The organism is Mycolicibacterium sp. TUM20985 (genome assembly GCF_030295745.1).
GTDB lineage: Bacteria > Actinomycetota > Actinomycetes > Mycobacteriales > Mycobacteriaceae > Mycobacterium.
The window spans coordinates 921,932-947,382 of sequence record NZ_AP027291.1 but is presented as its reverse complement, the minus strand read 5'-3'; the positions used below and the strand labels follow the sequence as shown (position 1 = coordinate 947,382).

At 67.3% G+C, this 25,451-nt stretch carries 26 protein-coding genes; 10 read left to right on the top strand and 16 right to left on the bottom strand.

Annotation, left to right across the window (positions count from 1 at the left end):
• Positions 1-32: 32 nt before the first annotated feature.
• The 7 genes from QUE68_RS04630 to pdxH all read right to left on the bottom strand — a co-directional run bounded on the left by QUE68_RS04630 (position 33) and on the right by pdxH (position 6,668).
• A complete protein-coding gene (locus QUE68_RS04630) occupies positions 33-452 on the bottom strand; it encodes a MarR family winged helix-turn-helix transcriptional regulator (RefSeq protein ID WP_284224793.1) in 420 nt (139 codons plus the stop codon).
• Entirely contained in the window at positions 445-1,878 is a 1,434-nt protein-coding gene (locus QUE68_RS04625) for a DHA2 family efflux MFS transporter permease subunit (protein WP_284230674.1), read from the bottom strand. Before QUE68_RS04625 ends, QUE68_RS04630 begins: the two co-directional genes overlap by 8 nt.
• Positions 1,879-1,974: 96 nt before the next feature.
• Positions 1,975-3,288: a citrate synthase gene (locus QUE68_RS04620; RefSeq protein WP_284224791.1), complete on the bottom strand. Its 1,314-nt coding sequence runs from the start codon at positions 3,286-3,288 to the stop codon at positions 1,975-1,977.
• A 63-nt stretch (positions 3,289-3,351) separates the two neighbouring features.
• A complete protein-coding gene (locus QUE68_RS04615; protein WP_284224789.1) occupies positions 3,352-4,047 on the bottom strand; it encodes a TetR family transcriptional regulator in 696 nt (231 codons plus the stop codon).
• A complete protein-coding gene (locus QUE68_RS04610; RefSeq protein WP_284224788.1) occupies positions 4,040-4,717 on the bottom strand; it encodes a TetR/AcrR family transcriptional regulator in 678 nt (225 codons plus the stop codon). Before QUE68_RS04610 ends, QUE68_RS04615 begins: the two co-directional genes overlap by 8 nt.
• A gap of 47 nt (positions 4,718-4,764) precedes the next feature.
• Positions 4,765-6,024, bottom strand: coding sequence for an MFS transporter (locus tag QUE68_RS04605; protein WP_284224786.1), 1,260 nt, complete (start codon positions 6,022-6,024; stop codon positions 4,765-4,767).
• A 2-nt stretch (positions 6,025-6,026) separates the two neighbouring features.
• Positions 6,027-6,668: a pyridoxamine 5'-phosphate oxidase gene (pdxH, locus tag QUE68_RS04600; RefSeq protein WP_454786454.1), complete on the bottom strand. Its 642-nt coding sequence runs from the start codon at positions 6,666-6,668 to the stop codon at positions 6,027-6,029.
• 117 nt (positions 6,669-6,785) lie between these two features.
• Here pdxH and QUE68_RS04595 point away from each other — a divergent pair, with 117 nt between their 5' ends.
• From QUE68_RS04595 to QUE68_RS04585, 3 genes are all read left to right on the top strand, one after another.
• Entirely contained in the window at positions 6,786-7,922 is a 1,137-nt protein-coding gene (locus QUE68_RS04595) for a citrate synthase 2 (protein WP_284224784.1), read from the top strand.
• Positions 7,919-8,518 carry a maleylpyruvate isomerase N-terminal domain-containing protein gene (locus tag QUE68_RS04590; protein WP_284224783.1) on the top strand — a complete coding sequence of 200 codons (600 nt, stop codon included), beginning with the start codon at positions 7,919-7,921 and terminating at the stop codon, positions 8,516-8,518. The genes QUE68_RS04595 and QUE68_RS04590 overlap by 4 nt, the downstream gene beginning before the upstream one ends.
• A gap of 69 nt (positions 8,519-8,587) precedes the next feature.
• On the top strand, positions 8,588-9,040 hold the full coding sequence (locus QUE68_RS04585; protein ID WP_284224782.1) for a VOC family protein: 453 nt from the start codon (positions 8,588-8,590) through the stop codon (positions 9,038-9,040).
• Here QUE68_RS04585 and QUE68_RS04580 read toward each other — a convergent pair.
• Both QUE68_RS04580 and QUE68_RS04575 read right to left on the bottom strand, forming a co-directional pair.
• On the bottom strand, positions 9,028-11,679 hold the full coding sequence (locus tag QUE68_RS04580) for a family 1 glycosylhydrolase (RefSeq protein WP_284224781.1): 2,652 nt from the start codon (positions 11,677-11,679) through the stop codon (positions 9,028-9,030). The two genes, QUE68_RS04585 and QUE68_RS04580, sit on opposite strands and share 13 nt — an antisense overlap.
• A gap of 72 nt (positions 11,680-11,751) precedes the next feature.
• A complete protein-coding gene (locus QUE68_RS04575; protein ID WP_284224044.1) occupies positions 11,752-12,972 on the bottom strand; it encodes a DDE-type integrase/transposase/recombinase in 1,221 nt (406 codons plus the stop codon).
• 197 nt (positions 12,973-13,169) lie between these two features.
• Between QUE68_RS04575 and QUE68_RS04570 the strand changes: the two genes are divergently transcribed.
• Entirely contained in the window at positions 13,170-13,562 is a 393-nt protein-coding gene (locus QUE68_RS04570) for a DUF7715 family protein (RefSeq protein ID WP_284224780.1), read from the top strand.
• Here QUE68_RS04570 and QUE68_RS04565 read toward each other — a convergent pair.
• Positions 13,559-15,223, bottom strand: a complete 1,665-nt coding sequence (locus QUE68_RS04565) for an FAD-dependent oxidoreductase (protein ID WP_284224779.1) — start codon at positions 15,221-15,223, stop codon at positions 13,559-13,561. The two genes, QUE68_RS04570 and QUE68_RS04565, sit on opposite strands and share 4 nt — an antisense overlap.
• Positions 15,224-15,244: 21 nt before the next feature.
• Positions 15,245-16,273 (bottom strand): AurF N-oxygenase family protein, encoded by a 1,029-nt coding sequence (locus QUE68_RS04560; protein ID WP_284224778.1) that lies wholly within the window; start codon positions 16,271-16,273, stop codon positions 15,245-15,247.
• A gap of 185 nt (positions 16,274-16,458) precedes the next feature.
• Between QUE68_RS04560 and serC the strand changes: the two genes are divergently transcribed.
• Positions 16,459-17,568, top strand: a complete 1,110-nt coding sequence (gene serC / locus QUE68_RS04555; RefSeq protein ID WP_284224777.1) for a phosphoserine transaminase — start codon at positions 16,459-16,461, stop codon at positions 17,566-17,568.
• A gap of 75 nt (positions 17,569-17,643) precedes the next feature.
• Complete coding sequence (sepH, locus tag QUE68_RS04550; RefSeq protein WP_284224776.1) at positions 17,644-18,456, top strand: septation protein SepH; 813 nt, start codon at positions 17,644-17,646, stop codon at positions 18,454-18,456.
• 30 nt (positions 18,457-18,486) lie between these two features.
• Here the strand turns inward: sepH and QUE68_RS04545 are convergent, their stop codons facing one another.
• Genes QUE68_RS04545 through QUE68_RS04535 form a run of 3 tightly spaced genes read right to left on the bottom strand, consistent with a single transcriptional unit; the run spans position 18,487 to position 20,018 of the window.
• Positions 18,487-18,768 carry a DUF2537 domain-containing protein gene (locus QUE68_RS04545; RefSeq protein ID WP_284224774.1) on the bottom strand — a complete coding sequence of 94 codons (282 nt, stop codon included), beginning with the start codon at positions 18,766-18,768 and terminating at the stop codon, positions 18,487-18,489.
• 9 nt (positions 18,769-18,777) lie between these two features.
• A complete protein-coding gene (locus tag QUE68_RS04540; RefSeq protein WP_284224773.1) occupies positions 18,778-19,590 on the bottom strand; it encodes a TrmH family RNA methyltransferase in 813 nt (270 codons plus the stop codon).
• The gene (locus QUE68_RS04535; RefSeq protein WP_284224772.1) at positions 19,587-20,018 is read right to left on the bottom strand and encodes an Rv0880 family HTH-type transcriptional regulator; all 432 of its coding nucleotides are present in this window, start codon (positions 20,016-20,018) and stop codon (positions 19,587-19,589) included. Before QUE68_RS04535 ends, QUE68_RS04540 begins: the two co-directional genes overlap by 4 nt.
• Positions 20,019-20,068: 50 nt before the next feature.
• Here QUE68_RS04535 and QUE68_RS04530 point away from each other — a divergent pair, with 50 nt between their 5' ends.
• Positions 20,069-20,350 carry a DUF2530 domain-containing protein gene (locus QUE68_RS04530; protein ID WP_284224770.1) on the top strand — a complete coding sequence of 94 codons (282 nt, stop codon included), beginning with the start codon at positions 20,069-20,071 and terminating at the stop codon, positions 20,348-20,350.
• Positions 20,351-20,360: 10 nt separating this feature from the next.
• Here QUE68_RS04530 and QUE68_RS04525 read toward each other — a convergent pair whose 3' ends face one another.
• Positions 20,361-21,170, bottom strand: coding sequence for a DUF3027 domain-containing protein (locus tag QUE68_RS04525; protein ID WP_284224769.1), 810 nt, complete (start codon positions 21,168-21,170; stop codon positions 20,361-20,363).
• A gap of 194 nt (positions 21,171-21,364) precedes the next feature.
• Between QUE68_RS04525 and QUE68_RS04520 the strand changes: the two genes are divergently transcribed.
• Both QUE68_RS04520 and QUE68_RS04515 read left to right on the top strand, forming a co-directional pair.
• Positions 21,365-22,909, top strand: coding sequence for an MFS transporter (locus QUE68_RS04520; RefSeq protein WP_284224768.1), 1,545 nt, complete (start codon positions 21,365-21,367; stop codon positions 22,907-22,909).
• Complete coding sequence (locus tag QUE68_RS04515; RefSeq protein WP_284224767.1) at positions 22,906-23,391, top strand: DUF2771 domain-containing protein; 486 nt, start codon at positions 22,906-22,908, stop codon at positions 23,389-23,391. Before QUE68_RS04520 ends, QUE68_RS04515 begins: the two co-directional genes overlap by 4 nt.
• Here QUE68_RS04515 and QUE68_RS04510 read toward each other — a convergent pair.
• Complete coding sequence (locus QUE68_RS04510) at positions 23,388-24,392, bottom strand: glutathione S-transferase family protein (RefSeq protein ID WP_284224766.1); 1,005 nt, start codon at positions 24,390-24,392, stop codon at positions 23,388-23,390. The genes QUE68_RS04515 and QUE68_RS04510 overlap by 4 nt on opposite strands.
• Before the next feature lie 129 nt (positions 24,393-24,521).
• Between QUE68_RS04510 and QUE68_RS04505 the strand changes: the two genes are divergently transcribed.
• On the top strand, positions 24,522-25,418 hold the full coding sequence (locus QUE68_RS04505; RefSeq protein WP_284224764.1) for an endonuclease domain-containing protein: 897 nt from the start codon (positions 24,522-24,524) through the stop codon (positions 25,416-25,418).
• Positions 25,419-25,451: the final 33 nt, after the last annotated feature.

The window sequence follows — 25,451 nt, the reverse complement described above, 5'->3', positions numbered from 1 at the left end:
TGAGCTTCGCCTCGATCCTCTAGGGCACGAGGTCAGTGCGCGGTCAATTTCGCCAGAAGCGCTGCGAGCGAGCTCAATTCGGTCGGGCTCAGCTCGGTGAATGGTGAGGGCGCGGGATCGTCGACCCGGTCGATGCTCGCCACGACGCGGCGGCCCTCCTCGGTCAGCGAGATGACCTTGCACCTACGGTTGCTCGGATTCACCTCGCGCACGACCAAGCCTCGATCCTCCAGGTCGTTGACCGCGACGCTGGTGGCCGGCGCGTCCATGGCGGCGGCCTCGCTGATCTCCTTGGCGGTCATCGGCCGCTTGGCCAGTCGGCGGAGTACGCGGATCCTGCTGAAGGGCAGGCCCGTGGTCTCGACGACGTCCCGCTTCCAGGCGTCCCGGTTGTCGATGACGACGGCTGCCATGGTGCGCCAGACCTCGTCGGCCAGTCGGTCGTCAGACATTGGCGTCCACCTTCCGGGCGGCGGTACCGGCGATCAGCGGTGCCAGGCGCTCGGCTGACTCCATCGCCCGCGGGGTCGTCGAGAAGAAGCCCAGCAGCGTGATGATCACACCGATCCCGATGCACATGAACCACAGGGGCCGGGCGGACCCGGCGAAGTCGGCACCGGTCTGCGCGAGCGCGGACCCGGCGATCGAACCGCACAGCGCCACACCGATACTCACCCCGATCTGCCGACTGGTCGACGTGACCGCCGACGCGGCACCCGCCCGATCGAGCGGCATACCGCTCACCGCCGCGTTGGTGATCGGGGCGTTGACCATCGAGAACCCTATGCCGAACACGGCGAAGATGACCAGCAGGCCCCACACCGGTGTGGTCTTGGTGAGGTAGGTGAGCAGCACGGAGGCGACGGTGATCAGCACGCCGGCCGTCAACAACGACGGACGCGCGCCGAACCGGCCGACCATCCGACCCGAGATCGGTGAGAACACCAGGGCGCCAATGGCGATGGGCGCGTAGATGAGTCCCGTGTGCATGGCGGAGTAGCCGCGCTCCCCCTGGAGGTACAGCGACATCATGAAGAGGAACGCGCCCCAGGCCGAGAACGCGCAGATCGCGGTCAGGGTGGCGCCCGCGAAGGGGAGGCTGCGGAAGAAACGCAGGTCGATGAACGGGTCATGGCGCCGGGCTTCGTACCGCAGGAAGGCCACGAACGCGATCAGAGCGACCACTGCCACCGCGATGACCCGGGGATTGGTCCAGCCGTAACCGGGGCCCTCGATGAGGGTGAACACCACACCGAACAGGAACAGCACCGCGAGAGCCTGGCCGATCGGGTCGATGTTGCGCATCGTCTTCGACTTGGTCTCCGGCACGAAGATCGCCGTCAGCACGATGGCCGCCGCACAGATCGGCAAATTGATCCAGAACACCGCGCGCCAGCTGACCATTTCGATCAGCAGGCCCCCGACGACCGGTCCGAGCGCCATCGAGATGCCGACCACCGCACCCCAGAAGCCCAGTGCCCGCGCCCGCTCGACGCGACCGGTGAAGATCTGCGAGATGATGGACAGCGCAACGGGATTCAACATCGAGCCACCTACCGCCTGCAGCAGGCGGGCGCCGATCAAGGTGTCGATGTCGGGCGCCAGGCTGCACAGCAGCGAGCCGACGGCGAACACGACGAGGCCGATCTGGAATACCCGTCGGCGACCGAACCGGTCCCCCGTCGCACCGGAGAGCATCAGAAGGGACGCCAACACCAGCGTGTAGACGTCGACCACCCATTGCAACTCCGACGGCGAGGCGTTCAGGTCGGTGCGAATGCTCGGGATCGCGACGTTGACGATCGTGGCGTCCATCGACACGATCAGCAGACTGAGGCAACAGGACACCAGGATGATGGCCTTGCGCCGGGGAGTCAGCGTGTCGCCAACATCAGTTGTATTCACACAACTATTGTGGAACTACAACCGTCGCGATCGCAAGCGACGAACCGGTGACGTTCGTCGCAGTGAGGGTCAGCGACCGCCCATGTCCGAATAGTCACGCTCGGTGTAACCGGTGTAGATCTGCCGCGGGCGCCCGATCTTGCTGGGCGACTCGTGCATCTCGCGCCAGTGCGCAATCCAGCCGGGCAGCCGGCCGAGGGCGAACAGCACCGTGAACATCCGGGTCGGGAAACCCATCGCCCGGTAGATGACGCCGGTGTAGAAGTCGACGTTCGGGTAGAGCTTGCGCTCGACGAAGAAGTCGTCGGTCAGCGCGACCTCCTCGAGCGCCTTGGCGATGTCCAACAACTCGTCCTGGACGCCCAGCTTGGTGAGGATCTTGTCCGCCTGCTCCTTCACGATGCGCGCCCGCGGGTCGTAGTTCTTGTACACGCGGTGCCCGAAGCCCATCAGCTTCACGCCCTCTTCGCGGTTCTTCACCTTGCGGACGAACTCCTGGACGTCACCACCGTCCCGGCGGATCTTCTCCAACATCTCGAGCACCGCCTGGTTGGCGCCGCCGTGCAGCGGACCCCAGAGCGCGTTGATTCCGCCCGACACGGAAGTGAACAGGTTGGCCTGCGACGAGCCGACCAACCGCACCGTCGACGTCGAGCAGTTCTGTTCGTGATCGGCGTGCAGGATCAGCAGCAGGTCCAGCGCGCGGACGATCTCCGGGTCGACCTCGTAGGGCTCGGCGGGGAAGCCAAACGTCATCCGCAGGAAGTTCTCGACCAGCGTGAGCGAGTTGTCCGGGTAGAGGAACGGTTGTCCGACCGACTTCTTGTAGGCATACGCCGCGATCGTCGGCAGCTTGGCGAGCAGCCTGATCGTGGAGAGCTCGACCTGTTCCTTGTCCAGCGGGTCGACCGAATCCGGGTAGTACGCGGAGAGCGCATTGACGGCGCTGGACAACACCGGCATCGGGTGGGCGTCACGGGGGAAGCCGTCGAAGAAGCGCTTGAGATCCTCGTGCAGCAGGGTGTGCCGCTGAATCTGGGTGGTGAACTTCTCGAGCTGGTCGGCGGTCGGAAGTTCGCCGTAGATCAACAGATAACTGACCTCGATGAAGGTCGACTTCTCCGCGAGTTGCTCGATGGGGTACCCGCGATACCGCAGGATGCCCGCGTCCCCGTCGATGTAGCAGATGGAACTCTTGGTGGACGAGGTGTTGACGAAGCCCCCGTCGAAGGTGGTGTACCCGGTCTTGGCCAACAGGGACCCCAGTGCGATGCCGTCGGATCCCTCCGTGGCCTTCACGATCTCCAGGTCGATCTCGCCCCCCGGATAACGGAGGGTGGCGACCTCATCCGAATCGTGGCGGGGACTGGAGTCTTCGGGCACGTTAACCCCTTCTACGGTTGTCGACCGGAACGAAGCTGTCCGTCACTAGTAGGAAGGTAGTCGCTATCGGTTTCGAGCGCTTGCGGGGGGTTGACCCCTCGCGGTCTCTTCAATCCGCCACGGGACCCAGGTCCGGCGGAACAGCTCGTACTGCGCCCGAATCCGGTTGCACAGGACGTGGGGCTCGAGCGGGTCGTGGCCGGGGGTTCCCAGCCCAGCGAAGGCGTTGGCGAACAACACCGTCCAAGTGTCACCCACCATTCGGACGGCCGGATCGGAGGCCGGAACGCCCATCCGACGACCCATGACCGCGAACGCCACCCGCTCCTCGACCGCCCGCTGGTGCAGGAACGCCGACGACCGCAACGACTCGGCATTGTTGATGATCTGGATCAGCACGGCCATCCGCGTGAAACCCGGCGTCTGCTGCCCCGCGCCTGCCCCGAACACCTCGAGATGAGCCCGTAGCTGCGCCTCGTACTCGTCGATGTCGGTCGGCTGTTCACTCAACGCGGCGGCGAGGAAGGCGTCCACGTCGCCGGTCATCGCGGTGATCACCGACTCCTTGGTCGGGAAGTACCGGCTGAAGGTCCTTGGTGACACGTCCGCGGCTGCGGCGATCTGTTCGACGGTGGTGTTGTCGTACCCCTGTCTCAGACACAGGTCGGCAGCAGCTTCGATGAGGGTCGCGCGAGTTCTCGACTTCTTGCGTTCCCGCAGGCCTGGTGGCGGGACTTCAGCGGAAGCAGGATTAGCCATACACCGGCTCGTAGTCGGCCCCCGCCGGTGGACATTTCAGGTCGCTCGACATCCACGACACTTGTGCGAGTGCCTCGTTGAGTCGTTGCGCCATCACGATCGGCCCCAGCCTCGTGGTGGCGGTGTCGGCGATGAGGTCCCCACACGCGGCCACGATGGTCGCCGAGAAGATGATGTTCACCAGACGCGCCCGGCGGTCCGCGACATCCACCCCCATCCGCTTGGCCAGCACGACCTGCGTGACGTCGTGGCGGAACTCGAAAGCCGCCTGCTTCAACGTGTCCGACGCGTTGATGACACGCAACATGAGGACGATGCGGTCAGTGGTCATCCTGCCGATCTGCTGGCTCGCCACTCGCGTCAGGACGGTCACGTGGGCTTGTCGCATCGCCTCCAGCGGTCCGACTTCCGAGTCGATGGTCTCCAGTTCCTCCGCGACCACACTTGCGTAGTCGTCGATGAGGGTGAGGAACACCGCGTCCTTCGTCGGGAAGTAACGACTGAAGGTTCGAGTCGACACCTCTGCCGACGAGGCGATCTGTTCGACGGTCGTTTGCTCGTAACCGTGTTTGAGGCAGAGATTCATGGCGGCGTCGATGAGCACTGCCCGCGTCCGGAGCTTCTTGCGCTCACGGAGGCCCGGCGCCGACACCCTCGACACATCGATCACGAGGAGATGTTAACCCGCTGGGAAGAATTCGACGCGTTGTGGCGAACTCAGACGCGGTAGCGGATGAACGCCGGTACCAACAGTGCGGCGATCACCACGCCGACCACGACGAGGCCGCCACCGCCCGCTGCAGCCACCGTCGTGCCGACGACGGCCGCCGACGCGCCGTGGACCGCGTCGGCCAACCGCGGTCCACCGGCGACGACGACCGTGAAGACGCCCTGCAGTCGGCCCCGCAGGTCGTCGGACGCCGCCTGTTGCAGAATCGTCGAACGGAACGCCGACGACACCATGTCGGCCGCACCGCCGACGGCCAGGAACGCCAATGCGATCCACAACAACGCTCCGGCGCGACCATCGGCGGATCCGGCGGCGAGACCGAAACCCACCATGGCCAACCCCCACACCACGATTGCCAGCACTACCGCGAGACCTTGGCGGTGCACCCGCGGTAGCCAGCCCGAGAAGACTCCGCCCGCGACGGCGCCCACCGCAATGGCCGCCGACAGGTAGGCCATCGCGCTACCGCCCTCGACCGGCCCTCCGAAACTCTCGTGGGCCATCTGCGGGAAGAGGGCCCGCGGCATGCCGAAGATCATCGCGATCAGGTCGACGACGAAGGACATCAGCACCACGCGGTTGCCGGCCAGATACCGGAACCCGTCGAGGACTGCAGCGAACCCCCACCGGGCAGATCCCCGTGCCGTTCCGGTCGGCGGCATCTTCGCTAGCGCGAATGTCGCGAAGATCGGGGCGATGCACGTAAGCGCGTCGATGAGGTACAGCGTCGACAGGTCGACGAAGTGCAGGAGCACCCCGGCGAGCAGCGGTCCCACGATCGCCCCGAACTGCATGACGGTCATGTTCAGCGAGTTCGCCGCGGGCAGTTGCTCCAGCGGCACCATCCGGGGAATCGCCGCCGAACGGGTCGGGCTGTTGATCGCGAAGAAGGCCTGCTGCACCGACAGCAGACACAGCACCACCCACACGTTGTTCAGGCCCAGCGCCGCCTGCACCCACAGCAGCACCGACGACACCGCCAGCCCGATCGACGCGATGACCAGCAGCAGCCTGCGGTCCATCGCGTCGGCCCACGCGCCACCCCACAGCCCGAAGACCACCAGGGGAACCACGGCGAAGATGCCCGATAGCCCGACGTAGGCCGAATTCTGAGTGAGTGCGTAGAGCTGAACGGGAACGGCGAAGATGGTGAGATTGGCGCCGATGACGGTGACGATGCCGGCCAGCCACAGCCTGCGGAAGTCCGGCGTCCGCAGTGGTGTGGTGTCGGCGAGGAACCCCGCCACTCCTAGGGTTGCAGCCGCGAGACCGCAACCGCTCCGGCGTCGCGGGTGACGCGAATCCGGTTGTGCACCCGGTTTTCCCGGCCCTGCCAGAACTCGATCTCATCGGGTGCAATGCGGTAGCCGCCCCAGTTCGCCGGTACGGGCACGGACTCGACTCCGGCGAACCGTTCGGTGACGTCGGCGAGCTGCTGCTCGAGCGCTTCCCGGGAGGCGATGGGCTGGGATTGAAGGGACGCCCACGCCCCCAGCTGTGAGCCGCGCGGCCGCTTGGACCAGTAGTTCGCCGTCACCTCGGGCGCGACCTTGGTCACCGCGCCGCGGACGTGCACCTGACGCCCGAGGGCGTACCACGTGAAGGTGGCCGACGCGTAGGGCGTCGCGAGAAGGTGTTGCCCCTTGGCGGAGTCGTAGTTCGTGTAGAAGGCGATGCCGGTGTCGTCCACGCCCTTGCACAACACCGTCCGGGTGGAAGGCCTTCCCTCGCCGTCGACGGTGCCCAGCACAATGGCGTTCGGCTCCACGATCCCGGCACGTTCGGCCTCGCCCAACCACTTGCGCAGCAACACGATCCACCCGTCTTCGAGCCAGTCGGCATCGAGATCTGGGCTGCCATCCTTCTCGGGCGATCCATACTCGACGCGCATGCGCGCCAAGTGCTCACCGTCGTCGCCGGTCACTGCGCTCCTCCCCTGGGAAACCACGAATGCGACGCTACGCCCACCGGCAGGAATCAGCTTCGGACCGGGTGCGAGAATCTGCCCATGACTAGCACGTCAACGGTTCCAAGCGGTTTACCAGACGGCTTCGTAGAGGGCCTCGAAGGCGTCGTCGCCTTCACCACCGAGATCGCCGAACCCGACAAGGACGGCGGCGCCTTGCGCTACCGCGGCGTCGATATCGAAGACCTCGTCACCCAGCACGTCACCTTTGGCGACGTGTGGTCGCTGTTGGTGGACGGCCGATTCGGCAATGGCCTGACGCCTGCGGAGCCGTTCCCATTGCCCATCCACACCGGCGACGTCCGGGTCGACGTGCAGGCGGGGTTGGCGATGCTCGCCCCGATCTGGGGGTATCAACCGCTCCTCGACATCGACGACGACACCGCCCGCGACCAGTTGGCCCGCGCCTCGGTGATGGCCCTGTCCTATGTCGCACAGTCGGCGCGCGGAATCCATCAGCCCGCCGTTCCCCAGCGAACCATCGACGAATGCGACTCGGTCACAGAGCGATTCATGACGCGCTGGAAGGGCGATCCCGACCCCAAACACGTTGAAGCCATCGATGCGTACTGGGTCACGGCGGCCGAGCACGGGATGAACGCCTCCACGTTCACCGCTCGGGTGATCGCCTCGACGGGTGCTGACGTCGCCGCGTCGCTGTCCGGTGCCGTCGGCGCGATGAGCGGTCCCCTGCACGGTGGGGCGCCGGCCCGGGTGCTGCCGATGATCGAGGAGCTGGAGCGCTCCGGTGACGCCCAGGCAGTGGTCAAGGGAATCCTGGACCGCAAGGAGAAGCTGATGGGCTTCGGCCACCGCGTCTACCGCGCCGAGGATCCCCGGGCCCGCGTGCTGCGGGCCACCGCCGAGCGGCTGGCGGCCCCGCGCTTCGAGGTGGCGGCCGCACTCGAGCAGGCTGCGCTCACCGAACTGCGCGAGCGACGCCCCGACCGTGCCATTGAAACCAACGTCGAGTTCTGGGCCGCCGTCATGCTCGACTTCGCCGGCGTGCCGCCGAAGATGATGCCTGCCATGTTCACGTGTGGCCGCACCGCGGGTTGGTGCGCGCACATCCTGGAACAGAAGCGGCTCGGCAAGCTGGTGCGTCCCGCCGCCATCTACGTCGGCCCCGCCCCCCGCAGCCCGGAATCAGTCGAGGGCTGGGATCAGATCACGGCGTGACGTTCGACTCCGCCGCCAGGGCGTTCGCCGCACTCGTCCACACCATCCCCGAGTCCGCTTGGGCGGGGCCGGGACTGGGAGAATGGGATCTGCGCGCTCTCGTCGGGCACACGTCGCGCTCGCTGATCACCGTGAGCACGTATCTGCAGAACACCGCCGACCACGAGGACGTCCACGACGCCGCCGACTACTACGTGAAGATCGCCGACTACGCTGCGGCAGCGGGCGCGGCGGCGATCGACGAGCGGGCTCGTAAGGCGGGCCGCGAACTCGGCGAGGACCCCGCGGCGAAGATCGACGTACTGCTCGAGCGCGTACTCGAAGACGTTGCAAGCGTTGGTGATCCGCTCATCGAGGTGATCGGTGGCCTGGGTGTCAGATTGAGCAACTATTTGCCGACGCGGGTGTTCGAACTGGCGGTCCACAGCCTCGACATCGCCAAGGCCGCGAACGTCGGGTTTGCGCTGCCGCCGGACGTGCTCGCCGACGCGACTGCGCTGGCCGCCCGCATCGGCATCGCCCTCGGCCGCGGAGAGATGGTGTTGACGGCCCTCACCGGCAGGGCCCCACTGCCCACCGGATTCTCCGTCGTATAGCCACCGATGAGTTTCGGCGGGTGGCACGGTCGACATCGGTGAACGTCCACCCTCGAGAGGAGCCCCACCATGGCGATCGAAGTGCAACCGGCCGTCTCCCCCTATCTGATCGTCGATGACGCCGCCGCGGCCATCGACTTCTACGTCGCCGCCTTCGGGGCGGAGGAACTCGGCCGGGTGCCGGGGCCCGACGGGAGGCTGGTCAATGCGGCCGTGCGCATCAACGGCTCGGTGGTGATGCTGAACGACGACTTCCCCGAGATGACCGGCGGAAAGTCGATGACACCGAAGTCGCTCGGCGGCACGCCCGTGACGATTCATCTCACGGTGACCGACGTCGAGAGCCAGTTCCAACGGGCAGTCGATGCCGGCGCGACCGTCGTCGCCCCCCTGGCGGATCAGTTCTGGGGCGACCGCTACGGCGTCCTCCACGATCCCTTCGGTCACATGTGGTCGATGGGGCAACCGATGCGCGAGGTCAGCAGCGAGGAGATCGCCGCAGCCATGAGTCAGGGCACGTAGGTCGCCAGCAGCGCCGTCGGCAGCGCGTTGGCCTTGGTGATCTGGCTGATGGCGGAGATGCTCGTCGGCTTCGGCGTGCGCTCGAGTTCTGGGGTGGTCGGATCCGAGCCGTACAACCCAAAGTGCAGGTCGTAGCCCTCGGCCCACTCGAGGTTGTCGACGAAGGACCAGTACGTGTAACCCAGGATGTTCGTGTCGTGGGCGACCATGTCCTGGACGACGGCGATGTGGTTGACGAGGTACGGAGGACGCTTCGAGTCACCGGCGTCGGCGATCCCGTTCTCGGTGACCCACAACGGTTTTCCGTAGGACGCCGCGAAATCGAGCACCTCGCGGAAGCCGCCCGGGTCGGTGGGCTGGTTGTAGTCGCTGCACGTCGGCGAGGGGTCGCACCGGACCGGAAGGCCACGCAGGAACGGGAAGCCGGGGATCGGCGCGACGCCGAAGCCCTGCATCGGCTGCGAGCCGTAGTACTGCACGCCGATCCAGTCGGCCTTGCCCGTGAAGTCGGCATGCACCTCGTTGGCTGTCTTGACGCCGTCGAAGTTGGCATCCACCCAGCCGTCGATCACCGCGTTGGGGAACCATCCGTTGTAGAAGGAGTTCCACGCGTCGGCGGCCTGCACGTCGAGGGGGTTCACCGGATCGGCCGGCCGGGCGGGAATCATGTTGTTGGTGAAGCCGACGGATGCGGCGGCCTTACCCACTGTCGCAACCTTGTTGTCCCACTGGTGAATTGCATCGTAGGCGGCCACGTGCCCCTTGGCTTCGTTGACCAGGAAGGTCGACGCGAGGTCGGGCCGGATGACGCCGGGCGGCCACGCGGGGACGAGCCCTGGGATGGCGAAGAACTGGGTGAGGATCGGTGAGAACGGTTCGTTGAGGGTGGCCCAGTCGTCCACCTGGTCGCCGTACTTCCAGGCGACGTACGCCGCGAACTTCTCGAACTCGACGGGTGTGCCCGGTGACAACCAACCAGCGGTCGGCGCGGGCAGGCCGAGCTGAATCAGGGGCCGGGCGGTGATCGGATCATTGACCCAGGTCGGCAGGGTGAAGTGGTTGACCGTCACCAACGGCTCGAGGCCGTGCGCCCGAAGAGAGGCGAACACCGCCCGGTAGTGGGCCACCTCGGCCTGGTTGGCCAACTGATCCATGGCCTGCAGGTCGGCCTGGCTCACGGTGCCGCCCTCATCCGAGATATTGATTCCCGCAGTCGAATTCGGGAAGATCCGGCTCCACTCGATGCCCATCCGGAAGGTGTTCATGCCAAGGTCCTGGCGGGCCAACTCCGCGTCCGTGTCGTAGGAGACGTAGGTGCCCGGCCCGTTCTCTGGCACACCGTTGGTGAAGCCGAGGAACTGGTTGATCGGGTCGTGCACCCAGCGGTACCAGTCGGAGTTGGGGTCGACGGGCGAACCCGGCCCACCCTCGGCCTGGAATCCGGCATGCGCGACACCCCACCGGAACCCCTTGGGGAAGGACAGGTCGACGCCACCGACCGGCGTCACGGTCACCGTGATGGTCTTCGCCACCCGGTGCCCGGCACTCGGATTGAGCAAGCTTCCGAGGATCGGCACGAACTGCAACAGCCCCAGGGGTCCGTGTAGGTGGAAGCCGGCGGCCTCGTCGTCGACCATGACGGTGAAGGAGTCAGTTCCGCCGACCGCCGCCATGGCGTTCATGGGCCGATAGGTGAAGTCGCCGTTCGCATCGACGGTGACGGTCCCACCGTTGAGGGGCCGACCGATGACGGTGTAGGACACCGGGCCGCCGTCGGCGTCCGCGGCTCCGACGTTGCCCTTGACGACGACGTCACCGTCGAGGGTCAAGCTCTGCGTCTGCGGCAGATCGCTGGCGATCGTCGGCGACTCGTTGAACAACTCGCGCCGCACCCACGCCAGAAGGGCCCACGGCGTCGGATCCGAGGGCAGCGCCGGCGCGCCCGCGGCGAAGGGGCTCAGGACGGCATTGACGAGGCTGGTCACCAGACCGGTCACGTAGGTCACCACGGTGAGCGGGTCGAAGGCGGTGGGCCATGGGCGCAGCGTCGGGACGGCGGGCGGGGGCGAGGTCTGCTGGACGGCAAGCGTACTGGAGACGCGCTGTGTCGTGGTGACCGCTTCCGGCTGTGCCGCAGCCGAATTCACACGCATCCTCACCTCGGTGGCGTCGACCGTAGTGACGGGTGTCGAGGAAGTTTCAGGGGCGACGGTTGGCGATTTGTTCGCCTGCGTCGGGGGTGGGTCGTCCTGTGCTTCCTCAGAGGACGACGTCCCGGCGGCCTCGTCATCACGTGATGACGCCTCGGTTGGATCGTCATCATGTGATGACGTCTTGGCGGGATCGTCATCCTTGGAGATCGTCACGGTGGACGCGCTCACCGTCGACTTCGGGGCGTCCGACGTGGCTGGGGCCGGGGTGCCGTCGGAGGATCCGACCGTCGGCCCGCTCTCGGCACCCGGGTCCACCGGCGCCGGCGGCGGCGCTGGCGCCGGCGCCGGCGCAGAATCCGACGAATCCGACGAATCCGACGACGCAGGGTCCGCCCACGCGGTTCCCGTCCCGGCGAAGAGTGCCGCGCCGACTCCCAGCGCGACCGCCAACTCCCCGATTCGTCCCACGTACGCCGAAGCTCTCATGCAACTTGCTTACGCGGGCCTTGAGACAGACGTGCCGATTTTGGGAAAGTCGACCTCGCGTGTTGCCTCACGTCAAGATGCGCGCGTGGGACTCTTCGTTGCCTCATTTGAGCGTGCGCGCTTGTTGATGCTGGCGTCGGCTTTGCTGGTTGTCATGGCGAGAAGTTGTGCGGTCAGGGAGTGGATCTGGCGTTGGACGGCGGCAGGATTGACCATGGAGTAGGTCCGAGTCAGCGCCACGATGCGCTGCACGGGTGTGTTCGGGTGATCGATCGCGCGGTGGAATGGGGTGGTGGCGATGTCGTGCTTCTTGGACACCTTGGCTCCGGTACGGACCTTGGACACGAGTTTCTGCTGCGGGTAGAAGTAGTTGGTCAGCTTGGACTGCAGCTGCCAGATCTCGTTGAGCAACAACAACTCTGATGCCGTGTCGTAGCGGTGATAGCCAACTACCTGCCTAACCACGGCCCAGTTCTTCTGCTCGACGTGGCAGCCGTCGTTCTTGTTTCCTGGCCGCGCCCGGGTGAAGGTGATCTGACGTTGTTCACACCAGGCCAACAAGTGGACGTTGATGAATTCCGATCCGTTGTCCGAATCCACGCCCAGGATCGGGAACGGCATCTTGGCGGCGATGTCGTTCACAGCGGCCAGCACGCATTTGGCTGATTTGCTGGGCACAGAGCGGTTCTCGGTCCAGCCGGTGGCGATGTCGGTGACGGTCAAGGTGAACGCATGCGGGCCGGTGAGGCTTCCCCCGTCGTGGCAGACCAGGTCGATCTCGACGAACCCCGGTCGCCCGTCGTCCCAGTCGGCCCAGGTCCGCACCGGAATCTGACTCTTCAGCAGCGATCCCGGCTTGGTGGTGGCGCGCCCCTTGAGCTGGTGTTTGCGCCGTTCGGGAGCCAGCCGCCGGTCGATGGTGGCCGCCGACATCGACACCAACAGCGTCGCGATGTCCTCATCGAGGACCAACTCCCCAAAATGGCGCAACACCGCAAGCAGTTCGCCCAGCATCGGCGCCAGGCGCTTACCGGCCGGCATCCCCAACACCGTCCAGCACACCGTCAACGCGGCAACGACCTCCGGTCCGTAGGTCGGTGGCCGCGGACGTCTCGGTGTGACCAGTTTGGGCCGTAATGCCGTCGTGAGCGCCTTACGGGCGTGGTTGCGGTGCCATCCCGTGGTGGCGCACAACTCATCCAGAATCACGCCCTTGGCTCGTTTGTCTGCCAGTGAATAACGGATGGCAGTCGTTTCGGTCACTGCCTTGCGCTCGGTCATCGTCAACCCCATCGCTCCGGCCTACCGAGGTCATTGCTGACAGATCACGCAGGCGCGCCGTACGCGCGCATTTCCGGTGAGGCAACGACCCCAGCTTTCGCGGCATCTCGCGCGCATTTCGGCTGAGTCAACGCGCTCGGCAGGCTGTCGGTCGTCGGTGGCATCATCGTACAAATGTTCGAATCAGCTACCAGCGAGGGCGCGCCTTCATGAAGATCCTCGTCGCGACCGCACTTACCCAGGGGACCGAACCTGACGACTACAACTACTGCGTGGCAGGCGAGTTGGTGTGGATCCAGGAGCCGTGCGATTGGGACCGCAACGATCCGCGCGGGCCATGCGGATGCGGACGTGGGTTCGCCGGAGCGGCATCCCACCGGGCCACCACGACGGCCACGGTCGTCGAGTCGGACCTGACCCGTGAGGACGTCGTCCTGGCGTTCCGGACCAGCCTGGCCGACGGGGGCTGGCCCGCCGACTGGGCCGAGGAGCTGACGGAGGAGAACGTGACGATCGCGCGCCGCTTCCCCGTGCACAGCGTCATCGGACGCGAGCTCGATGGCCTTCTTCTGCGCGCGGTCTGGGTCGGAGGTGGCCCCTAGCGACGCAGCCCTGCGAGCAGTCGCCGACCGACTGTCGGCGCCGGTGCCGTCGCCGCGGCGGCGAGCATGTCGCCCACGTCGGTGAACTTGTCCCGCGGACGTTCGGCCCCGCCCCTGTCGATCTCCGCGCGGTCGATCGCGGTCCACCCGGCCGCATCGACGACGTCGGGCTGACGAGCCCGAATCAGCGCCCTCAGCCGGGACGGTCCGGCGACGGGGTCGACGAGCCCACCGTCGTTGTAGTCGGCGACGAGGTTGCCGACCGTCTGCGCCGCGCACGACTTGTTGGTGCCGATGAACCCCGTCGGGCCTCGCTTGATCCAACCGGCGACGTATGTGGCGTGCGCCCCGGTGACGCGTCCGCCGTCGTTGGGGACCACGGCCTTCACGTCGTCGAACGGGAGATCGCGAATCGGCTTGCCGCGGTAGCCGATCGACGTCAGAACCAGGCCCGCCTCGACGCGCTGGACCTCGTCGGTCCCGGTTTGGGTGAAGGCGATGCCCTCGACGCGCGTGTCGCCGAGTAGCCGCAGCGGGGTCAGCCGGTACGCCAGCCGGATGCGGGGTCGACCGACCGGCGCCCGCCCGGCGTCGCCGAGCTTGGCGAGTACCTCGAGCTTGTTGCGGGTCAACGGGTCTGACTCCGTCGCCAGCTCCCGGCGCACCAGATCGTGATCCTCGGCCGAGAGCACGACGTCATGAGTGGCGGTCAACCCGATCAGCTCGGGCAGCGTGAACGCCGACGCCGCGGGCCCGCGCCGCGCGGCGACCACGACCTCTTGCACCCGAGAGTCGCGAAGTGTGGCGAGCGCGTGGGCGGACACGTCGGTCCGGGCCAGGTCGTCCGGGTCGGTGGTGAGCACGCGCGCGACGTCGAGGGCCACGTTGCCATTGCCGACGAGCACGACGCGTTCGGAGCTCAAATCAACCGGCAGATGGGCGAATTCGGGATGCCCGTTGATCCAGGCCACCATCTCGGTCGCGGTGCCGCTGCCGGGCAGACCCATTCCCTCGATGTCCAGCCGCCGGTCGTTCGGCGCGCCGACGGCATAGAGCACGGCGTGATGGTGTTCGACCAGCTCGGCGTGCGAGACGTGCCTGCCGACCTCGACGTTGAGGAAGTACTGGAAGCCCGGACGGCCCGCGATGCGGTCGAACAACGCGGTGACGCGCTTGGTCGACTGGTGATCGGGCGCCACTCCGGAGCGGACCAGACCGTAGGGCGTCGGCAGCTTCTCGAAGACGTTGACGCGCACCCCCTTCTGAGTCAGCAGCTCGTCGGCGGCGTACATCGCCGCCGGGCCCGATCCGACGATCGCCACCGTCAGGGGACCCCCGTCGCGCCGGTGCACGGCGGGCGCCTCCAGCACGGGTGCGAGCTTCGACGTCGGTGGCAGCTTGCCCTCGCGCTTGGGGTAGAACGCCGCGTTGAGTTCGACGAAGACCTGCTGCTCGTCGCCGAGTTTGGTGTCGGGAGCGATGGCGCCGACGGGGCACGCGCTGACACACGCGCCGCAATCCACGCACGCCACCGGATCGATGTAGAGCATCTCCGCGGTGGCGAAGCCCGGCTCATCCGGTGACGGATGGATGCAGTTCACCGGGCAGGCGTAGACACAGGATCCGTCGCTGCAACACGACTGAGTAATTACATGGGGCATGCCGGGTGTCGCCTGATTCCCCTACGCGACCGACACCAGGTGCTGGCGCTGGGGCTCGCTGCGGTAGCGACTGGGGTCGCCGTTGATCCGGCACAGCCGCCAGATCAGCTTCGCCACCGGATTCATCAAGCCGGTCTCCTGGCAGAGCATCCGAACGTCACCGAACATGTCGCGCAACATCTTTCGAGACTCGGGCGAGGAGAAGAAGATGTCCTTGCGGACCGACCGTGGGATGTCGAATTCCTTCCAGAACGCGCGAGGCGGAACGATGATGGCGGAGCACAGGGTTCGCATCGTGAGCGGAACGTAGAGCGACAGCCAGAACCGTTTGCGGCGCGGCAGGTGCGGGACTCGCTTGCGCAGGTACTCGTGGGCGAACGAGATGTGCCGGGCCTCCTCGGCGACGTGGATGGCCATGACCCGTTCCATGATTGGATGCAGGGCCTTACCCTCTCGCAGCACGTTCTTCTGCGTGTGGTCGATGGGCTCCTCGCCGGCGAGTATGCCGAACCAGAACGGGATGGGCAGCGGACCGGCGACCAGCGGGATGACGGGCTGCACCCATTTGAGCAGGCGCGGCATGCCCGGCACGTCGGCGCCGATGCGGTTCACCATCTCTTGGAACATCAGCGTGTGGTTGCACTCCTCCACCGCCTCGTGGAGGCAGTAGCGATACTCCGGTGAGCCGTTGGGCGTCCAGAACGAATACTCCATGAGGCCCCGGATCAAGATCGACTCGAAGTGCAGGCCGACCTTGGCGACGTTGGCCTGCCGCCACATGCCGATCTCGATCTGGCGTTCCGTGGGCTGTGACCGGTACCAGGAGTGCCTACCGATCGGATCGGTAGCCGGCAGGATCCAGCGCTCGTCGTTCGGGGTCACCGCGAACTCCGGCGAATCCCAGTCGATGTCGGTGTAGGGGTTGAAGTTGCGTCGCACCGACCCCTCGGACAGCGTGGTGAGCGTGTCGACGTAAGAGGCGTCGTCGAGAACCTCCATGTTCTTGCGCCAGCGGCGGATGATGCGCGTCTTGGCGATCTTGACAGCCATTCGAAGCCTCCGTGAGGTTTACATTTGTCAGTCCGATGTCCACTGACGGTACCGGAGGTCCCATGAATTGAACAGCCTCTTCGGCAACGTGTGCGCCGAAGGGGGTAATTCGCATCACATGTGACGCAGGTCTCGTGACGGGCCCACCAGTCGCGGCCAAGAGGTCCTCACTACGCTGAGCAGTCATGGCCGAACTCCTGATTCCCGCCGATCTCAAGCCCAAGGACGGACGCTTCGGCTCCGGCCCGTCGAAGGTGCGCCCCGAGCAAGTGCAGGCGCTCGTCGACGCCAGTCACCTCTTCGGCACGTCGCACCGGCAGGCGCCGGTCAAGAACCTGGTCGGTCGGGTGCGCGATGGCGTCCGGCAACTCTTCTCCCTGCCCGACGGTTACGAGGTCATCCTCGGCAACGGTGGCTCCACCGCATTCTGGGACGCCGCCGCCTTCGGCCTGATCGACGAGCGGTCCCTGCACCTCACGTTCGGTGAGTTCAGCGCCAAGTTCGCCTCCGCGGTGGCCGCGAACCCGTTCGTCGGTGACCCGATCATCGTCAAGGCCGATGCCGGCAGCGCCCCCGAGCCGCAGTCAGACCCGTCGGTCGACGTCGTCGCCTGGGCCCACAACGAGACCTCGACCGGCGTCGCGGTGCCCATTCAGCGCCCGGCGGGTGATGCCCTGGTGGTCATCGATGCGACGTCCGCGGCCGGTGGCCTGCCCGTCGACATCGCCGACACCGACACCTATTACTTCGCGCCCCAGAAGAACTTCGCGTCCGATGGCGGGCTGTGGCTGGCGATCATGAGCCCCGCGGCGCTCGCCAGGGTCGAGAAGATCGCGGCATCGGGTCGCTGGGTACCCGACTTCCTGTCGCTGCCGATCGCCATCGACAACAGCCTGAAGAATCAGACCTACAACACTCCGGCGATCGGCACGTTGGTGCTCATGGCCGAGCAGCTGGACTGGCTGAACGGCAACGGCGGCCTGGACTGGGCGGTCAAGCGCACCGCGGACTCCTCGCAGCGGTTGTACTCGTGGGCCGAGGCCACCGGCTACACCACCCCCTTCGTCACCGATTCGGCGCTCCGGTCGCAGGTGGTGGGCACCGTGGACTTCACCGACGAGGTCGACGCCGCGGCGGTGGCCAAGGTGTTGCGCGCCAATGGCATCGTCGACACCGAGCCGTACCGCAAGCTGGGCCGCAACCAGCTCCGGGTGGCGATGTTCCCCGCCGTGGAACCCGACGACGTCAGCGCGCTGACGTCGTGCGTGGACTGGGTCGTCGAGCACCTCGACTAGCGCCAGCGTGTCATAGGAGGTAACGGCCCGATAACGACGTAGGGTGAGCCGTTGAGCCGCCCTAGGAGGTCGCACATGCGGGAATTGAAAGTCGTCGGACTCGACGTCGATGGCCAACGCATCATCTGCGAGACGGCTGAGTCCAGTGAGAAGTTCATTCTCCGCCCTGACGACCGCCTCCGCGCCGCGTTGAGCGGCGAGCGTGCTGCCGCCATGCCCACCCCCGTTGATGTCGAGGTCCCAAACGTGCTGACGCCCAAGGAGATTCAAGCCAGGATCCGCGCGGGCGCATCCGTCGAGCAGGTGGCGGGAGCAGCGGGTGTCGACGTGGCTCGGGTCGAGCGGTTCGCGCACCCGGTCCTGCTCGAGCGGTCGCGTGCTGCCGAGCTGGCGACTGCGTCGCACCCCGTGCTCGTCGACGGGCCCGCGGTGCTGACCCTGCTGGAGACCGTGACGACGGCGCTGGTGGGACGTGGCCTCGATCCGGACGCGACGTCCTGGGATGCCTGGCGCAACGAGGACGGTCGATGGACGGTCCAGCTGTCGTGGAAGGCGGGCCGGTCGGACAACGTCGCGCACTTCCGCTTCGTGCCGGGCGCACACGGTGGCACCGCGACCGCCTTCGATGACGCGGCTGCCGAACTCATCGATCCCCACTTCGATCGCCCCCCGCTGCGGGCGGTGGCGCCGGTGCCGACCCTGGACCTGTCGCTGCCCGAGCCTGCCCCGACACCCGAGCCGGTCCCTGCCCCTGCCCCTGCCGCAACGACAACTGCGCCCGAAGCCGCTCCGCCCGCCGCGCCCAAGCCCCGGACCCGCAAGCGCAAGCCCGAGGTTCCCGGCTGGGAGGACGTCCTGCTGGGCGTTCGCTCCGGCACTCAGCCCTAGTAGGTAACCGCGGCGCTGATGCGCCGAGGGCTATCCGCGCGCGGTGCCGACCGCCATCGCGAGCAACACCAGCCAGCCCACGGAGACCCCGACCCCACTGCCGAGGACGAACCAACGCCATACCGGTCGCGACCGCCAGCCCCAGACGGTCGGCGCCAGCCCACCGACGGCTACCACGTTCAGCCCGACCGCCAGCAGTGGATGCACCCGGGTCAGGCCCAGGCTCAAGACGATGATCGCGCCGGCCGTCACGGCGGCGACGAACGCGGCCACCGTCAGCCCGGTCCCCCAGGGCGTCGCGTCCTCGTCCACCCGGCGAGCTTATCGTCGCGCGCGCTCGTAGAACGCCAGCGCTGCAGCGGTCGCCACGTTCAGCGAATCGGTACCCCGCGCCATCGGAATCCGGACCCGGACGTCGCTCGCCCGCATGGTCCGCTCGCTGAGACCGGGGCCCTCGGCGCCCACGAGGATCGCCACCTTGTTCTCGGCCAACCCGTCCATGGCGGCGGCCAGGGTCGGCGCGGTGGGATTCGGCGTCATCGCAAGGACCCGAAAACCGTTGTCCCGCAATGTCTGCAAGTCGCCGGGCCAATCACCCGCCCAGGCGTAGGGCACCAGCAGCGCATGCCCCATCGACACGCGCACGGCCCGGCGATACAGCGGATCGGCACACCCGAGCCCGAAGATGATCGCGTCCACGCCGAGACCCGCCGCGTTGCGGAAGACCGAACCGAGATTCTCGTGATCGTTGACCCCCTCGAGCACCGCGATCGTGCGGGCTCGGTCGATCACCCCGGCGACCGACAGCTCCGGCGGGCGTGGCGCTGCCGCGAGCACCCCGCGGTTGAGGTGGAAGCCCACGACGTCGGCCATCACCTCGGGGCTCGCCCGGTAGAAGGGTGCGTCGGTGCGCTCGAGATCGCCGGTCAGCTCACCGAGCCGGCGATCGGTTCCGAGGAAGGCCCTCGGCGCGAAGCGGGACACCAGCATCCGCTGCACCACCAGCACACCCTCGGCGATGACGAGCCCCTTGCCGCTGGGCAGGTCGGGTCTGCGGTCGATGCTGTTGAGATCGCGGAAGTCGTCAAGCCTGGCATCCGACGGTTCATCGACGTCGACGACGTTGGGGCTCAAGCGCCTTCGTCCACGATCGCGAGCATCAGGTCGGCCGCCGCCAGGAGCGTCTTGCGCTGTTCGGGTTCCAGTTCCGCCAACCGCTGCTGCAGCCACTCCTGACTGGCGCGGCGCTCGGCATCGATCAACTCGTGGCCGACCGCGGACACCGACACCAACACCTGCCGCCCGTCGTCCGGGTGCGCGCAGCGGTCGACGAAACCCAGCTCGGCCAGCGAGGCGATGACCCGCGTCATCGACGGCGGCCGCACCCGTTCCCGAATGGCCAGGGTGCCCGGCGTGATCGGGCCCTCCTTGGCGAGCGTGGCGAGCGCCGACAGCTGCGACAACGACACCGGAGAGTCGGGCCGACGGAAGCGCAGTTGGCGCGCCAGCCGCACTACCGCCAGCGACAAGTCGCTGGCCAACCGGGCGTCGGGGTCGGTCACGACGCAAACAGTACCGACACCGCGTCGCGAATCCATTAGGTTGGTCCGCAATGGACGCGTCATCCTCCGATCCGCAGCGACCGCCAAGGGACACCGCGCCCGAACCCCCGGCGCTGCCCGACATGCTGCTCGCGCCATGGCCCGTGATCTCCGTGATCGCCGTCGGCTGGCTGGTCGCGGCGGTACTGGCCTTCACGGTGCCCGGTCTTCACGAGTGGCGCCCGGTGACCGTGGCCGGTCTGGGCGTCGGCGTGCTGGGTACGTCGATCTTCCTGTGGCAACGCCGCGCCGTGCGCCGCGGCGCCCGGGGCGCGCAAGGGGGCCTGCACTAACCGCCGAGGGCTAGGTCTGGTTGGCGCCGGGCTGGGTCAGGTCGAGCACACCGTCGTCGAACGGATCGAACATCGGGGACCCGATGGTGGCGGGTTTCGGGGTGTCCGAATGCGCGCCGCAGCCGTATTCGCCCGCGACGACGTGCCCGTCGGCGGACATCTCGTTCGCGCAGACGCCGAATAGCCTGCCGAGGGACCCGGTGAGCGGCAGATAGTAGGCGCAGTCGCGGCACACCTTGCGGGTCGCGCGGGCCATCGCCGAACCCGGCCCGTAGTCGCCGTCGTACCAGCGCTCGGCCGCTTCGATCCGGCCCCACTGGCTGAGCACCTGACTCTTGCCGAAACCCACCTCGGCGGCCAGGTCGTCGACCTCTTCGTCGCCGGTCGACGTGTACCCGGGTGCCAACCGCGGGTCGTCGGCGGGAGTGGCGAGCAGATCCCCCGGGCTGAGGTCACCCGGCTGGACGCGGTCCTGCCACGGCACCCACTGCGGCGCCAGCAGCGCCGTCGGGCCTGGTATCAGGACCACCTCGCTGACGGTGGCATGTTCGGCCCCGGGATGCGCGGCGACGACCACCGCCCACTGCCACCCCTGATATCCGGGCATGGCGGCGAGGAACCGGTGCGTCGCGGCGGTCGGGTCGTCGAGTGCGACGCCGAGGTACTCACCGACCACCTCGTCGCCACTGAACTCCTTGATCGCGGCGCGGGCGAGGTCACGCGCGTCCGTCAGCACCCCGGTCACGTCCGCCGACGGTTCCGGTGGCTCGGCCACGAGGTCGTCGGCGGCCGGTTCGGCTGGTTCGATCATGCTGTCCATCGCCGTCAATACTGCCTGACGACCTAGGAGCAAAGCCACACCGGCCGCCCTGCGGGCGACGGTTCGTCACATGGGGAAGAATCGACGGCGTGACCGGTTCGCGGCGAGACCCCCCCGCGGGGCCCGATGACTCGCGCGACCCCCGCTACCATCCGCCGCGTCCACCCGGGGGTCATCGGGGCGAGCATCCCGGGATGGCGAACTACCCGAGCAGCCCGTCAAGCGCCAACAGATGGCTGCCGCCGATGGACGACAAGCGCACCACCGGCAGGCGCACCGACGCGAACGACCCCTATGCCGACGAGGTCGGACCGTCGGAGGCCAGGCCGCGCGGCGCGACGGGACGCGGCCGCGAAATGGGCTCGAAGATGTACGGGCTCTTCCAGAAGGCCGCCACCGCCGACGGCGCCGACAAGTCGGGCCTCACCGCGCTGACGTACCCCGTGATGGCGAACTTCGCGGCCGACTCCGCCATGGCGGTGGCACTGGCCAACACCTTGTTCTTCGCGGCCGCCTCCGGCGAGAGCAAGAGCAAGGTCGCGTTGTACCTCGTCATCACCATCGCTCCGTTCGCCATCATCGCGCCGCTGATCGGCCCCGCCCTCGATCGGCTGCAGCACGGCCGACGCGTGGCGCTGGCCACGTCGTTCGCCGTGCGGACCGGGCTGGCCGTCGTCCTCATCGCCAACTACGACCCCGCGACGGGCAGCTTTCCGCCCTGGGTGCTGTACCCGTGCGCACTCGGGATGATGGTGCTGTCGAAATCGTTCAGCGTGCTGCGCAGTGCCATGACGCCCCGCGTCCTGCCGCCCACCATCGACCTCGTCCGCGTGAACTCGCGCCTGACCATGTTCGGTCTGCTGGGTGGCACCATCCTCGGGGGCGCGATCGCCGCGGGTGTCGAGTACGTGTTCGGCCTCTTCCACCTGCCGGGTGCCCTGTACGTGTGCGTCGCGGTGACGGTGGTCGGCGCGGTGCTGTCGATGCGCATCCCCAAGTGGGTGGAGGTCACCGAGGGTGAGGTGCCCACCACGCTGAGCTATCACGGCGCCACCGAACATTTCGATCGGCTGCCCTCGCCTGGGACCACGGAGAATACCCGACAGCCGTTGGGCCGCAACATCATCACCTCGCTGTGGGGTAACTGCACCATCAAGGTGATGGTCGGGTTCCTGTTCCTCTATCCGGCGTTCGTCGCCAAGTCGCATGACGCCAGCGGCTGGGAACAGCTGCGCATCCTCGGCCTGATCGGCGCCGCCGCGGGCATCGGCAACTTCGTCGGCAACTTCACCGCCGCCCGCCTCCAACTCGGCAACCCGTCGCGTCTGGTGGTGCGGGCCGCCACGGCCGTCACGGTCATGGCGCTGGCCACCGCCGTCTTCGGCAACATCGGGGTGGCCGCCTTGGCGACCCTGGTCACCTCGGGTGCCAGCGCCGTCGCGAAGGCCTCGCTGGACGCCTCGCTGCAGGACGATCTTCCCGAGCGGTCCCGCGCCTCGGCCTTCGGACGGTCGGAATCGCTACTGCAACTCGCGTGGGTCGCGGGCGGCGCGATGGGCGTGCTCATCTATACCGACCTGTGGGTGGGCTTCACGGCGATCACCGCGCTCCTGATCCTCGGGCTGGCGCAGACGCTCGTCAGCAATGGCGGGGATTCGCTGATCCCGGGCCTCGGCGGCAACCGGCCGGTGTTCGCCGAGCAGGAGAGCCGCGGTACGGCGTCGGCGGTGCGCAGATGAAGCGCGCCCTCATCGGCCTCCTGGTGGTGGCAGTCATCGCGTCCAGCGGCACGGGCGCCCTGGTGTGGTGGCTCGCCCGCACCCCGGCGCCGAAGCATGCCGAGATCAGCGCCTTCAGCCACGGCCAGCTAGTCAGGGTCGGCCCCTACCGCTATTGCGACGTCTTCGAGATCACCCGGTGCGACATCCCCCAGACGATCGGCCGACTACCCGTCACCACACGGGATCCGGTTCAGCTGTCCGTGCCGACGGCGATCGCCACCGCACCGTGGATCCTCATCCGCGCCTACGAAGGCGGCGCCTCCCTCGTCGACGAGTTCAGGCCCGGATCGAAGCTGGCCGTCACCATCCCGACGGTCGACCCAGTGCGCGGCCGGTTGACGGGCATCGCCGTGCAGTTGCCCACGCTGGTGCGCGACGAGCAGAACAACGAGTTCCCCTGGCCGCACGCCGAGTGGTCGGTGGCGACGGTGTGGCCTTAGCCCGCTGAGTGGCCCGCGGGCACCCGTTCGCCGTCACGTGTCGGCCCCGGCGGGGTCCCGTCACCGAAGGGCTTGCCACCCAACGACTCCCGCCCATGCGGTGTCAGCCAGTTGGCCAGGTCGGGCCCCTTGGGCACCACCTGCGTTGGGTTGATGTCGGCGTGGACGACGTAGTAGTGCTTCTTGATCTGGACGAAGTCGGTGGTGTCGCCGAACCCCGGCGTCTGGAACAGGTCGCGGGCATAGGCCCACAGCACCGGCATCTCGGCGAGTTTCTCCCGATTGCACTTGAAGTGGCCGTGATAGACGGCATCGAAGCGGGCCAGGGTGGTGAACAGCCGGACGTCGGCTTCGGTAATGGTGTCACCCACCAAGAAGCGTTGCGCTGCAAGCCTTTCCGTCAACCAATCCAGGGCAGTGAACAGCCGGTCGTAGGCCGCATCGTAGGCGGATTGCGAGCCCGAGAAGCCGCACCGGTAGACGCCGTTGTTCACCTCGGTGTAGATCCGCTGGGCCACCTCGTCGATCTCAGCCCGCAGCGGTTCCGGGTAGAGCTGCGGTGCGCCGGGACGGTGGTGTTCGGTCCACTCGGTCGACAGATCGAGGGTCAGCTGCGGAAAGTCGTTGGTGACCACCGCGCCCGTCGGCACGTCGACGATCGCGGGCACCGTGATGCCCTTCTCGTATCCCGGAAACCGCGTGAAGTAGGCGTCCTGTAGCCGGGGAATCTTCAAGACCGGGTCGACGCCACCGGGATCCAGGTCGAAGGTCCAGCTGCGCTGGTCGTGCGTCGGCCCGCAGAAGCCAATGGAAAGAACGTCTTCCAAGCCGAGAAGCCGCCGCACGATGATGGCCCGGTTGGCCCACGGGCAGGCCCTGGCGACGATCAGCCGGTAGCGACCGGGCTCGACCGGATACCCGTCGAGTCCGTCCGCGGTGATACGCGTCTCGATGTACTTGGTATCGCGGTTGAAGTCGCCGGTCTCGACATAGGAAGCCACGCAGACGATTGTTCCCGCCCAACGTGAACATATGCACGCTTCTCGGCTCCAACTTCGAGCACAGGTTCACTCTCGCCCGCAAAGGGACGCAAAGGGAACCGACGGGCACCCTAGGCGCGTCGAACGAGAATGCCACCATTCATCGGCACTGAGGCGCTGGCGGCGGGGACCGTCAACCGGTACCAGTTGTCGACCAAGTACAGCGCCGTCCATCGCAACGTATACATACCGATCGGCAGCGAATTGACGGCCAGGGACAAGGCGATCGCCTCGTGGCTATGGTCGGGGCGTCGGGCGACGGCCGCCGGGCTTTCCGCGGCGGCCCTCCACGGGGCGAAGTGGATCGACACTACGCAGCCTGCCGAGCTGATCCACAGCAGCCGCCACGCCACCGCTGGGATCGTGCTGCACAGCGACCGGCTGGCCGATGGCGAATCCTGCAGCGTCGGTGGTGTCGTCGCGACGACGCCGGCGAGGACCGCATTCGACATGGGGAGACGCGGCAAGCTGACCGACGCGGTCATCCGCTTGGATGCGCTGATGCAGGCCACCCGGCTCGAGAAGCCGGCCATCGGGCTCCTCGCCGAACGCCACCCCGGCGCACGTGGAATCGTCCAACTGCGCAACGCGATCGATCTGGCGGATGGCGGTGCGGAGTCCCCGCAGGAAACTCGTACCCGACTCGTGCTCACCTCAGCGGGTCTGCGCCCCAAGCAGACGCAGATTGAGGTGTACGACCCGTTCGGACACTTCGTCGGACGAATCGACATGGGCTGGATCGACTGGCTGGTCGGCGTGGAGTACGACGGCGTCCAGCACTGGACCGACCCCGTCCAGCGCCGCCGCGACATCGATCGGCTGGCCGAACTCGAGGCTCTGGGCTGGCGGATCATCCGCGTCAGCTCCGACATGCTGCGCTACGCGCCACACACGATCGTCGACCGCACCCTCGCCGCGCTAGTCGCCGCAGGCTACGAGCCCGCCGAACGTGACGTTCTGCACGACTTTTCGGCGGAAACCCGATAACGACTTCACACTCGGCGCTAGCCGCAGGGGTCA